Origin of the sequence: Streptomyces sp. NPDC021096, from assembly GCF_040641275.1 — a bacterium.
In the GTDB taxonomy this organism is placed as follows: Bacteria; Actinomycetota; Actinomycetes; order Streptomycetales; family Streptomycetaceae; genus Streptomyces.
In genome coordinates this window covers 100,497-112,341 of the sequence record NZ_JBFADG010000020.1, presented here as the reverse complement: position 1 = coordinate 112,341, position 11,845 = coordinate 100,497, and the positions used below count along the sequence as shown (strand labels likewise).

The window sequence follows — 11,845 nt, the reverse complement described above, 5'->3', positions numbered from 1 at the left end:
CGCGGCGGCGGCGTTGTACGCGCGGGACGCGGCCTGGCCGGCGGCAGCAGCGGCCGCGGCCGCGGCCTGGGCGGCGTTGGCGGCCGTACGGGCGGCGGATATCGCGGTGTTGGACGCCTGGATCGCCGTCCGTGCCGCGGCCGCGGCACCCTCGGCGGCCCGGGCGGCGTTGTTGGCGGCCCGCCCGGCGTCCTCAAGGCTGTCCTTGGCGTCCGCGGCCTCCTTGGCGGCCTTCAGCGCGGCTTCCTTGGCCTTCGCCGCCGCGTCCTCGGCGCGCTTGCCGGCCTCCTTGGCGGCGTCGGTCTCCACCTTGGCGCGCTTGCCCGCCTGTTCGGCCACCTTGGCCAGCTGGGAGACCGTCGCGCTCTCCTGGTCCCGGCTGCGGGCCAGGTACTGCCCCGTCTCCAGGAACTCCCGGCGGTCCTGGGCGGTGCCGTTCATCGCCCGGTCGCCGAGCTTCTTCACCTCGGGACCGCCGGCGTTCATGATCTGCAGGACCTGGACGCGGTCGTCCTCCTCCTGCGCCGTGAACTGCCCCTTGGCGAGGAACTCGTCGAGCACCTTGGCGGAACCGTCGTCGAGGGCCTTCTGGCCCGCGGCACGGACCGCCTTCTCGCCGTTGTTCATCGCCGTCAGGACCGCGACACGGCGGTCGTCGTCCAGCGGGTTCTTGTAGCCGGACTTGACGAAGGCGTGGACGTCCGCGTCCGAACCGCTCAGCGCCTTCGAGGCGGCGTCGCGCACGCCCTGGCCGGAGACGCTGAGCATCTTGAGGACGGCGAACCGCTCGTCCTCGGCCGTCGCCCGGTCCAGGCCCTTCTGCAGGAACGTGCCGATGTCCCCGTCCGAGCCGGCCAGCGCACGCTCGGCCGCGTTCTTCGTCGTGGAGCCCCCGAAGCGCCACGCGTTGACGACCTGCGCCCGGGCGTTCTCGGGCAGTCCCGGTCCCGCCGGATCGGCGGGGGCGGCCCCCGCCACCGTCGTACCGAGCACCGTCGCGGCCATGGTCAGGGCCGTGAGGGCGGTGAGCCGCGTGCCCGTCCGCTGGGCGTGCCGCAGGCTCGATGTTGGTCTCTTCTTGGTCATATCCCCTCAAAACTGTCCGGGTCCTGAGGACCCGTCACACCCCGGCGGCATAGGCCACCGGCACGAACGCGTTCGCGACCGTCCAGCCAAACAGGACACCCTGTCGGATTTCAAGGGCTAACCGGACCTTCGATATCAAGGTTGCGATAGGGACCGGGCTGCACTTTCGTCTCCAAGGCCGCAGGTGATATCAATAGTTCGCCGGTCCGAGCCGCAGGGGGCAGTGGAAGCGCCATCAGGCCAGGCAAGGGGGAGCGGGGGTTCCAGACCGACCATCCGGTCTTTGTCGTGCCCTGATCAAGCCGGACAGGCATGCGTGTGCGCTTCCGCATGCGCGTTCTTCCCATCCCGTCGACGTCGACGGCACGGGTGCCTCATGTGCACACGCCGACGGCACGGGTGACGGGGTGACACAGACCACGAGGGGCGAGTAATCCGATGAAGCTGATCTCCCGAGTCCTGACCGCCGGCGTCGTGGGCGCCTTCGCGCTGACCGGCTCCGCCACCGCCGTCGCCGCGGCCGCGGCCGCCGCCGACACCCCGCCGCCCGCGGTGGAGGACTTCGAGTACCCGCAGGCCGAGAAGATCTTCAAGGAGCGCGGGATCAAGCTCAAGCGCGGCGACGGGCACATCGTGCTCGCCACCTGCGGCAGCCAGCCCGGCCTGATCGAGGTCCAGGCCCGCGGCATGCAGGACATCGACAAGGTCGGCCAGGGCAAGTTCTGCTTCCGCGTCACGGGCGCGTCCGGCTACCTCAGCCTGGAGCTGCCGGCTGTCTACGGCGCCAAGGGCAACGACTACGCCGTGAAGGTCAACATGGTCACGGCCAACGAGGAGAAGTCCTTCGACCTGGACAAGAACAAGTGGACCTCGGTGGGCGAGAGCGCCGACCCGAAGGGGCGCGAGTTCACCCTGCTGGAGATCGTCGCCAAGAAGTAGCGACCGCTCCCCCTTTCCCGCTCACCCAGCACGACCTGATCCAAAAGGAACGACATGTCTGGCAGAGGTCCGCGCGCAGCGTGGATAGCAGGACTTCTCACCACCTCCGTCGCCGCCGGCGTCCTGACCGGCACCCAGGCCCACGCCGTCGTCGGCGACGAGGCCAAGGACGGCGCCTACCGCTTCACCGCGAAGCTCGACCTCGGGGGCGGCAAGCGCAGCTGCACCGGCACGCTCGTGGAGAGCCAGTGGGTGCTCACCGCGGCCAGCTGCTTCGCGGACAACCCCGAGCAGGGCTTCCGCATCACCGGCGGTGCGCCGAAGACGAAGACCACCGTCACCGTCGGCCGCACCGACCTCTCGACGCAGACCGGGACCACCGTCGATGCCGTCGAGCTCGTCCCGCGCGGCGACCGCGACCTCGTCATGGTCAAGCTCGCCAAGCCGGTCGCCGGCATCACGCCCGCCACCCTGGCCATGTCGGCGCCCCGCCAGGGCGAGGAGCTGCGGGTCACCGGCTACGGCCGCACCAAGGACGAGTGGGCTCCCGAGCGCCTGCACACCGCCGCCTTCGGCGTGGGCGCGGTCTCGGGACCCACGTTCGACCTCGCCGGCAAGAGCGCCGACGCCTCGCTCTGCAAGGGCGACATCGGCGGCCCGGCCTTCCGTGAGGCGGACGGCAAGGCCGAGCTGGTCGGCGTCAACTCCGCATCCTGGCAGGGCGGCTGCTGGGGCACGGACCAGGCCGAGACCCGCAAGGGCGCCTCGAGCACCCGCGTGGACGACATCTCCGGCTGGGTCCAGGAGACCCTGGCCCGTACGCTCCTGCCCCGGGCCGACTGGGGCAACGCCGTACACCTGGCGTCCGGCTACTTCACCGGCGGCGGTGTGACGGCGGACAGCAAGCGGCGCATGGACCTCTTCGTCGTCTGGAAGGACGGCTCGGCCAGCCTCTTCCAGGGCGCCGAGCACAACGACCCGGCGTTCCCCTTCTCGGCCGAGTACAAGCTCGAAGGCGCCGGCAGCTACTGGAAGGACGCGCGCGCCGTCACCGGCGGCAAGTTCACCGAGTCCGGCTCCGAGGGCCTGACCGTGCGCTGGGCCAGCGGCAAGCTCTCGACGTACACCCACGTCGACGAGAAGGGCTTCCACGACGAGAAGACCCTCGCCGAGCGGGGCAGCTGGTGGGAGCACGCCCGCCTCATCACCGCCGGCCGCTACACCGCCAACGCCCTGCGCGACGACCTTCTCGTCCTCTGGGACAACGGCTCCACGTCGCTGTACTCCGACACCGGCGCCAACGGCATCAAGAAGGAAACCCAGCTCACCAACGCCGACGACGGCTGGAAGAACGCCGTCCAGATCGCCGCGGGCGAGTTCACCGGCAAGAAGACCGCGGACCTCCTGATCCGCTGGAACGACGGCCAGACGCAGATCTTCCCGGGCGTCGACACCGCCGGCTACCACGGCCGGATCCAGCTGACCGCGGAGAAGTCGCACTGGACGAACGCCTCGCAGCTCGCGGTGGGCTCCTTCACCAAGTCCAACGGGCGGCTCAACGACATCCTCGTGCGCTGGAACACCACCGACCTCAGCTACTACCCGGGCGCCGACGCGAACGGCCTGCACGGCGAAGTCCAGCTCGTCGGCTGAAGCGGCCCTCGCACACAGCACCACCCCCAGGAGTAACCATGTTTGACAAGCGTTCACGCGCCGGGTGGGCGACCGCGCTTCTCGCGTCCGCCATCGGCACCGCGGCGCTGACCGCCGCCCCCGCCCACGCCGTCGTCGGCAGTGCGGCCAAGGACGGCCAGTACACGTACACGGCGAAGTTCGACATCGGCGGCAAGCGCGCCTGCACCGGCGCGCTGGTCGACGCGCAGTGGGCCCTCACCGCGGCCAGCTGCTTCGCGGACAACCCTGAGCAGGGCTTCCGCATCACCGGCGGCAAGCCGAAGCAGAAGACCACCGTCACCGTCGGCCGCACCGACCTCACCACGACGGCCGGCACCACGGTCGAGGCCGTCGAGCTCGTCCCGCGCGGCGACCGCGACCTCGTCATGGTCAGGCTCGCCAACGCCGTCACCGGCGTCACCCCCGTCACCGTGGGCAGCGCCGAGCCCCGGCAGGGCGAGGAGCTGCGGGTCGCCGGCTACGGCCGTACCAAGGACGAGTGGGCACCCGAGCGCCTGCACACCGCCGCCTTCGGCGTCGGCGCGGTCGCCGGCGACACCCTGGAGCTCGCCGGCAAGAGCGCGGACGCCTCCGTCTGCAAGGGCGACACCGGCGGCCCCGTGCTGCGCGAGAAGGACGGCAAGGCCGAGCTCGCCGCCCTGAGCACCGCCTCCTGGCAGGGCGGCTGCTGGGGCGTCGACGAGGCCGAGACCCGCAAGGGCGCCACCGCCACCCGTGTCGACGACGTCGCCGGCTGGATCCAGCAGCAGCGGCTGACCGGCGTGCTCGCGCAGTTCACCGACGTCGTCACCTCCGCCGACTTCAACGGCGACGGCCGCACCGACCTCGCGGCGGTCCTCAAGGACGGCTCCCTGCACGCCTTCTACGCCGGCCCCGACGGCACGCTCGAGTACGGCCGCGAGCTGTGGTACGACAAGACGTGGAGCGGCAAGAAGAAGATCATCGGTGGTGACTTCAACGGCGACGGCAAGGCCGACGTCCTCGCCGTCGCCGGCGACGGCAGCATGCACCTGTACGCCGGCACCGACTCCGGGAGGCTCGCCACCGCCGTGAAGGCGTGGAAGGACACCTCCTGGGGCCAGATCGACGTCATCGCCCGCTACAAGGCGCCGGGCGCCACCCGCGACGGTCTGATCGCCCAGTGGGACGACAAGTCGCTGTTCGCCTACACCACCAACCCCGACGGCACGCTGAGCGGCCAGAAGAAGGAGGTGTGGCGCGACAAGACGTGGACGAAGAAGTACCTGGCCACCGGCGACTTCAACGGTGACGGCCGGGACGACATCGCCGCCGTCGCCGCCACCGGAGCGCTGCACCTGTACGCCGGCAACGCCAAGGGCTCCTTCGACGACGCCCGCGGCATGTGGCGCGACGACAGCTGGGGCAGCATGAAGTCCGTCCTGGGCGGCGACTTCACCGGCGACGGCAAGGCCGACCTCCTCTCCCGCTGGACCGGCAAGGGCCTCCCCCACCTGTACGTGGGTGACGGCAAGGGCGCTCTGGCCGACGGCCGCTCCGTCTGGCCCGTGAGCTCCTGACCTGACGTCATGAAAAAGGGGTTGGCCCCCACCACTTCACGTGGTGGGGGCCAACCCCTTCGCGCGTATCGCCTACTTGAACTCCAGCCGCCCCGCCTGCAGCGTCCCCTCCGGGGTGAGCGAGGCGGCAATCAGCCGGCCCTTGGCGTCCACGGCGACGGCCGGCGGGCCCACCACGTGGGTGCCGAACGTCGACCAGCGCTGCTTGGCGCCCGTCCCGATGCCGCTCGCGCTCAGGGTGCCGGAGCTGTTGCGGGTCACCAGGACCGCGCGCGCGGGGTCGGACGGGTCGCCGGCCAGGGCCATCACGCCGTAGCCGCGGCCCGAGAGGCCGAGGTGGAGCGGCTGCCACTGGTTGCCGACGGCGTCCGGGAGGCGGTACGCCAGGGGCTTGGACGTCTTCGGCTCCCGGTAGGTCAGCAGCAGCGAACCGTCGGGCTGGGCGAGCAGCGTCGGCGGGTCGGCCGGGGTGGGCAGGCGGCCGTCGTAGGACGGGGTGAGGTCGCCGCCGGGCTTCTCCTGCGCCCAGTGCAGGATGGTGCCGTGGCCGGAGCCGACCACATGGATGCGGCCGGCCTTGTCGGTGACCGCACTGAGGCCTTCCTGCACCTCGTCCGGGCCGCCGCCCGCGCCGTACTTCGCGCCGGGTCCCCCGCTGCGGGGCCCCTCGGCGAGGCCACCGAGGCCACCGGGGCCGGCGTTGCCGGAGGCGTCGCGCCGGGGCGTCTGCTCCGAGTCCTCGGTCTCGCCGCCCACGCCGCCGGGCGCCGCGTCGGCGAGCTCCTTCCACTGGCTCCAGCTGCCGTCGGCCTCCTGCCGCCTGGTGCTCACGCCCTTGGCCGCGTTGCGCGCGAACACCTGGGCACCGCCGTCGGCGTTGCGCGCCACCACCGGCGCGCCCGTGAGGCGGTCGCGCGCCGGGCCGGCGTCGGGCGTGCCGAGGGAGTTCCAGGATCCGAACGCACCACCGGAACGTTCCTGCTCCACCGTGACGATCTCACGGCGGTTGCTCTCCGGTCCGTTGCCCAGCCCGGCGACGCGCTCGCCGAACAGCTGCCAGCGGCCGTCCTTGGTCCGCGAGACCGCCAGGTGCGGCATGAGCGGGCCGCCGCCCAGCAGCTTCGGGTCGCCGAAGCGGCCGCTGCCGGCGGAGGTCTCGGTCCACATCGCCGCCTGCCGGTCGAGCACGCCGAACGCGGTGAGACGGCCGTCGGGGCCCTGCTGCAGCCACGTCGTGGTGCCGGGGTAGCGGTGGACCGTGCTCTGCAGCCAGCCCGTGCCGTAGCTGCGGTCGCGGCCGACGTCGTAGTCGCCGCAGCCCGCGGCGAAGCCGCAGCCCATGTCCGGGGAGCCGCCGTAGGCGTTGAGCACGTCGCCCTTGCCGCGCACCGCGGCCGGGGTGAGATTGAACGGCCAGCGCTCGTTGTAGTAGCCGCGGTAGGCGGCGACGGTGAAGTGCTTGCCCCGGCCCGGGCCCTTGTAGCGGTCGAGCGCCGCGTAGGTGAACTGCGCGGCGGCCGTGTGGTCCGGGTGGTCGGAGAAGCCGGGCTGGTCGTGGTGCTTGCGGTTGCGGGCGTCGTGGACCTGCGCGTCCGGGTCCGGGTCCATGGTGCGCACCAGCGTCGGCTTGAACCGCTCCAGCACGGCGGCCAGCGCGTCGACGACCCCGGCGCCGGTGACGGGGGTCGACTCGCGCACGGTCGAACCGGTGGCCACCCGGGTACGACCGACGGCCTTCGGGTCCGCCCACAGCTTCTGCAGGCGGACGTCGGAGCCGGGCTGGTCCGCGGTGTGCTGGGCCACGCCCAGGAAGACCAGGGTGACGCCGGGGTGGTCGACGAGGCTGTCCGTCTCGGCCTTCCAGCCGCCGGGCAGCTCCAGCGTGGTGCGCTTCCACTCGGCCAGCGGCTTGCCGGTCGCCATCAGGGAGTACGCCTGGCGCAGCCCCTGCTGGCGGGAGCCGGCGTACCCGCCGAAGTCCGGCTTGGGCTTCACCTTCTGCCCGGGCACGTTGTTGCGCCCGTCGGCCTCGCCACTGGTCAGATAGACGCTGACCACACGGTGGTTGGCGTCGATCGACTGATGGACGTCGGGGTTCATGAAGTACAGGTCGTCGTCGGGGTGGGCGACGACCTGCAGGGTGACCGCGCCGGCGGTGCCGTCCTTGCGGGCGGAGACCTCCGACCGCGGCACGCCGGCCGGGGCGGAGGGCTTGGGCTTGTCACTGCCGGAGGCCGAGCAGCCGGCGACGCTGAGGGCGAGCATGGCCGCGAGCACGCTCCTTCTGCTGAGGCCCGCCACCCCGGTCACCGTGCCCCGTGGACGAGGCGGCTGTTGCGGACCGAACCCTTCTCGTACTGCGAGGCGACCGGGAAGTAGCTTGCCAGGAACACCGCGAGGGCGTCCGCCTGCTCGTCCTCCGGCACGTCGCCGTCGTGGTAGTCGTTGATGCAGAACACGTCGTGGGAGCGGGCCGCCAGCAGGCGGTGCAGCCGGACGTGGTGCTCGCGCAGGCCGACGTTGACGAAGGCGGAGCTGACCGAGCCGGGCATGCTGCGCCCGGTGAAGAGCCCGTACCAGTGGTGCAGCGACGAGGCGACGGCCAGGTCGGTGCGGGCGCGGAACTGCGCGCCCGCGGTCAGCGCCATCTGCTCGGGGAAGCGCTCCTCCAGCTCCGCCAGCACGCTGCGGCGCAGCGGGTGGGGGGTGTGGAGGAAGGTGTTGGAGACGGTCTTGCCGAACTCCTTCTCGATCAGGGCGCGGTTGTTCTTGGCCGCGGCGAAGACGAGGTCGGAGTCGAGCGAGGGGTCGCCGGCCGGCACGGCGGTGGGCGACATGAAGCACTTGGCCGCGCCGGAGCCGTGGAAGAACGACTCGGGCTGCATCGGGCGGCCGAGGAAGACGTCGTCGTTGAAGTACAGGACGTGCTCGGCGAGGCCCTCGATGCGGTGGATGCGGCTCTCGATGGCGTGCGAGTTGAACGAGGGCAGGCGGCCGGTGTCGCCGAACGCCTCGCGGTGGCTGACCACGCGCACCCGGGGGTGGTCGGTGTCCAGCCAGTCGGGCGTCTGGTCGTCGGTCAGCAGGTAGATGTTGCGCACCCAGGGGGCGTGCAGGTCCAACGAGCGCAGGGAGTAGCGCAGTTCGTCGCGGCTGCGGAAGCGGGCGGAGGCGCCCGCGGACTCGGCGGCGAGGATGCCGTGCTCGGCCTGGGTGCGCTCCTTGCGGGCCATCCACGCGGGGTCGGTGCCGTCGACCCAGGTGTAGACGACGTCGATCGGGAAGTCGACCTGCTCCACGAACGTCTTGGTGTACGCCTCGAAGCTGGCGTAGTCGCGCTCGCCGAGCCGGATGGAGGCCGTCTTGGCGAGCTCGGCGCGGGGCAGGGTGCCGCCGTAGCGGTTGCCGCCGGGGAAGGTCACCGTGGTCTCGTCGTCCTCGGTGTCCTTCCAGAAGTCGACGTTGCAGCCGTAGACGCCGCTGACGCGCAGCTGGCCGCCGCCGGTGAGGACCGGCTGGAAGACGCGGACCGTGGTGCAGGCGAGCGGGACGCTGTGCGGGTTGACGAAGCCGGCCAGGACGGTGTTCAGGATGGCGCCGCGGGCGTTGAGGAAGGCGACGTAGACGGGCTCGTCGCGGTAGCGCTCGGCCAGCGCCGTCAGGAAGGCGTCGCGGCGGGCGGAGTCGATGGCGATGCTGTGCCGCAGCTGGGTGGTGGGGGTCAGCGCGTAGGGGACGCCGAGGGACTCCAGGACGTCGACGGCGAGGTCGAGGTTGTCCTGCATCACCTCGAAGGGCGTGGTGTCCTCGCGTACCAGGCAGATCTGGCCGCCGGCCCGCTTGACGTCGGGGCGGGCCGCCTCGATGCGTACTTCCTGGGCCTTGTGGGCGACGTCGGACTGCCGGCGGTCGACGCCCTTGGGGACGGGGGCGGCGGGGATGCCGCCCTGGGCGTCGGCGGCGGCCTGGAGGGTGCGGCGGCGGGCCTTGTCGGCCGCGCGGTCGCCGCCGGCGCGGTAGGCGGCGAGCTCCTCGAGGAGGCGGTTCCACTCCTGGCCGACGGTGCTGTCGGTGAAGCGGCCGACGTTGGCGAGGGCGGCGGCGCCCATCTCGTGGCGCAGGGCGTCGTCGTCCATGAGGCGGACGAGGGCGGCCGCGAGCTCCGTCTCCTCGCCGAGCGGGACGAGGATGCCGTCCTGGCCGTCGGTGAGGATCTCGGCCGGGCCGTTGGGGCAGTCGTAGGCGATGACGGGCAGGCCGGCGGCCTGGGCCTCGACGAGCACCAGGCCGAAGGCCTCGACGCGCGAGGTGAGCATGGCGATGGACGCCTTGGCCCACTCCTCGGCCATGTTGGGGGTGCTGCCGACGAGCTGGACCTGGTCGGCGACGCCGTACTGGCCGGCTATGCCCTTCAGGGCGCGCATGCGGGGGCCGTCGCCCAGGATGCGCAGGTTCCAGCGGGGGCGGTCGCCGGCGACGGAGGCGAAGGCGCGGATCGCGTGCTCGATCTGCTTCTCGGCGGCCAGGCGGGCGCCCAGGACCACGGTCCGCGTCTCCAGGGTGGAGCGGGGGCGGAAGCCGTCGGGCAGGGCGTTGCCGATGGTGGCCAGGCGGGGGGCGCAGTCGCCGAGGGTGTCGGCGAACCACTCGCGGGTGCGCTCGGTGAGCGAGACCAGCCCGTCGATGGCCGAGGTGAACATGCGCAGCGGCTCGCCGGAGGTGCCGCGCAGCTCGGAGACGCGGTGGTCCAGGTGGACGGTGAGCACGTGCTCGGGGGCGTACTGCGCCATGTAGGCCATCAGTGCCGGGGTGGTGGAGATCAGCACGTCGGCGTCGATGGTGCGCAGGGCGTCGGCGAGCTCGAGGTCGGTCAGCCGGTTGAAGGCGGACTCCCACTCGGGGCGGATCAGCTCGCTGGGGGTGGCCGCGAGGCGCTTGTGGGCGGCCGTCAGGTCGGGGCCGCCGGCCGGGGCGCTGCGCACGGGGCGCTGCGGGCCCCGCTTGTCGACGAGGTTGCGGACGCGCACGGTGCCGCTGTCGAAGAACGCCTCGCTACGGGTGCGGAAGACGCTCAGGATCTCCACCTCGTGCTGCCGGGCGAGCAGCTCGGCGAGCGTCATGGTGGCGCGTTCCGTGCCGCCCATGGTGTCGGCGGAGGTCAGCAGAAAGGTGATTTTCACGTGCGGCCTTCGAAGTGTGCGGCGGTCCGGATGCGGTGGCCTCGGTGGACTAGACGGGCTGCTGGTCTGCTCGGTTGCCTCAAGGGGCGCCGAGGGCCCTCGGAGTGCAGACGAGCTGGAGCGCGCCGCGGCGGGTGTACTGGGGCTTGACCTGTACGAACGTGCCGTCCTCGGTCCGCACGGTGAACACCGGCGGGGTGAGGACCTTGCGGGGCGCGCTCAGGTCGTTCTCATGGCGGCCGAGCTCCAGCGGCTTGGCGCCGCGGTGGCCGGGGACGTAGCGGAACGACCAGGTCTGCCGGCCGGAGCCGGCGGTCAGCAGCTTGCCGATCGGCAGGGTGACCTGCCAGGCGCTGTCGTCGCCGGGCAGCGGCTCGGCGGTGCGGCGCTGCACCTGGCGGTGCTGGTCGACCAGCTCGACGACGGGCGGTGCGGCGTCGTCGCCGGCCGTGGCCGGCCCGTAGACCGCGAACAGCAGGCGGGCGCCGGTGAACGAACGGTCGATGCGCAGGATCTCGGCCCTGGGCTGGGGCGGTGCGACGGTCAGTCGCAGCTGGCCGGCGGTCGTGAGGCCGAGGCGGTGCCGGCGGCCCGTGCGCGGGCAGGTGGCCAGCGGGCGGGTGGGGCCGGAGTAGTCGGGCGGGCCGTCGCCGAGCAGGCGCAGCCGTACGGGCGCGGGGTGCTCGTCGCGCAGCTCCAGGGCGAGGGTCCAGCGGCCGGCGGTGACGGGCAGGCCGCCGATCTCCTCGCCGAGCAGGACGGTCGCGGCGACGGAGGCGCGGCCGGCGGCGTCGCGCTCGATGCGGGCCTCGGTCCGCAGGCGCGTGTCGCCGTTGACGAGGAGCAGGTGGGCGCGGGCGCCCGGCTCCTCGGCGGCCTCGGTGCCCGCGGGCAGGGCGGCGTGGAGGTTCAGCGTGTGGCCGTCGAGGACGGCGGCGTACTGGACGCGGGCCGCGGTGCCCTGGGAGGCGGGCATGAGGACGGAGTCGACGAAGGTGGTGCGGCCGCTGGCGAGGCCGGAGACGGCACGGCGGCGTACCGTCGCGCCCACCTTCATGACGGGGCTGCGGCGCAGTGCGATGCGTGCGGACTTTTTGATCACGCGCAGGGCGTGACGGGGCGCGGTCACCGGCGCACCCCTCGGCCGCCCGCCGCCGGCACACGGCCGGAATCGTCGTGCGGGCTTCGCCGGTCCCCGGGAGTCATGATCTGGAAGTACACCCAAACAGGGTAAACGGATCTCGGGTGCGCGTGCGGCAGACCGGCACCGTACCGCTGCGGCATTCGACCTCTACAGGCGGGTTACGGACAGGTGAATTTCTTCACAGGCGGCCGGAAATCGCTGATCCGGGCGGACACTGGAGAGGAACGGCCCGTCCCTTGGGGCCAGCGGTGACGCGGGCGCCG

At 72.4% G+C, this 11,845-nt stretch carries 7 protein-coding genes; 3 read left to right on the top strand and 4 right to left on the bottom strand.

Going from position 1 to position 11,845, the window contains the following annotated elements:
* The coding region (locus AB0G59_RS22755) for an ALF repeat-containing protein (RefSeq protein WP_360914411.1) at nt 1–1,086 on the bottom strand (1,086 nt) is incomplete at its 3' end.
* Between the two features lie 438 nt (nt 1,087–1,524).
* On the opposite strand from AB0G59_RS22755, the gene AB0G59_RS22750 reads away from it, so the two are divergent.
* Genes AB0G59_RS22750 through AB0G59_RS22740 form a run of 3 tightly spaced genes read left to right on the top strand, consistent with a single transcriptional unit; the run spans nt 1,525 to nt 5,258 of the window.
* Nucleotides 1,525–2,025 (top strand): hypothetical protein, encoded by a 501-nt coding sequence (locus AB0G59_RS22750; RefSeq protein WP_360914408.1) that lies wholly within the window; start codon nt 1,525–1,527, stop codon nt 2,023–2,025.
* Between the two features lie 54 nt (nt 2,026–2,079).
* A complete protein-coding gene (locus AB0G59_RS22745) occupies nt 2,080–3,678 on the top strand; it encodes a trypsin-like serine protease (protein ID WP_360914405.1) in 1,599 nt (532 codons plus the stop codon).
* 38 nt (nt 3,679–3,716) lie between these two features.
* Complete coding sequence (locus tag AB0G59_RS22740) at nt 3,717–5,258, top strand: FG-GAP-like repeat-containing protein (protein WP_360914402.1); 1,542 nt, start codon at nt 3,717–3,719, stop codon at nt 5,256–5,258.
* A 72-nt stretch (nt 5,259–5,330) separates the two neighbouring features.
* On the opposite strand, the gene AB0G59_RS22735 is transcribed toward AB0G59_RS22740, so the two are convergent.
* From AB0G59_RS22735 to AB0G59_RS22725, 3 genes are all read right to left on the bottom strand, one after another.
* Nucleotides 5,331–7,559: a PIG-L family deacetylase gene (locus tag AB0G59_RS22735; protein ID WP_360914399.1), complete on the bottom strand. Its 2,229-nt coding sequence runs from the start codon at nt 7,557–7,559 to the stop codon at nt 5,331–5,333.
* Nucleotides 7,560–7,564: 5 nt separating this feature from the next.
* The gene (locus AB0G59_RS22730; protein WP_360914396.1) at nt 7,565–10,438 is read right to left on the bottom strand and encodes a stealth conserved region 3 domain-containing protein; all 2,874 of its coding nucleotides are present in this window, start codon (nt 10,436–10,438) and stop codon (nt 7,565–7,567) included.
* Between the two features lie 79 nt (nt 10,439–10,517).
* Nucleotides 10,518–11,567, bottom strand: coding sequence for a hypothetical protein (locus tag AB0G59_RS22725; protein ID WP_360914393.1), 1,050 nt, complete (start codon nt 11,565–11,567; stop codon nt 10,518–10,520).
* Nucleotides 11,568–11,845: the final 278 nt, after the last annotated feature.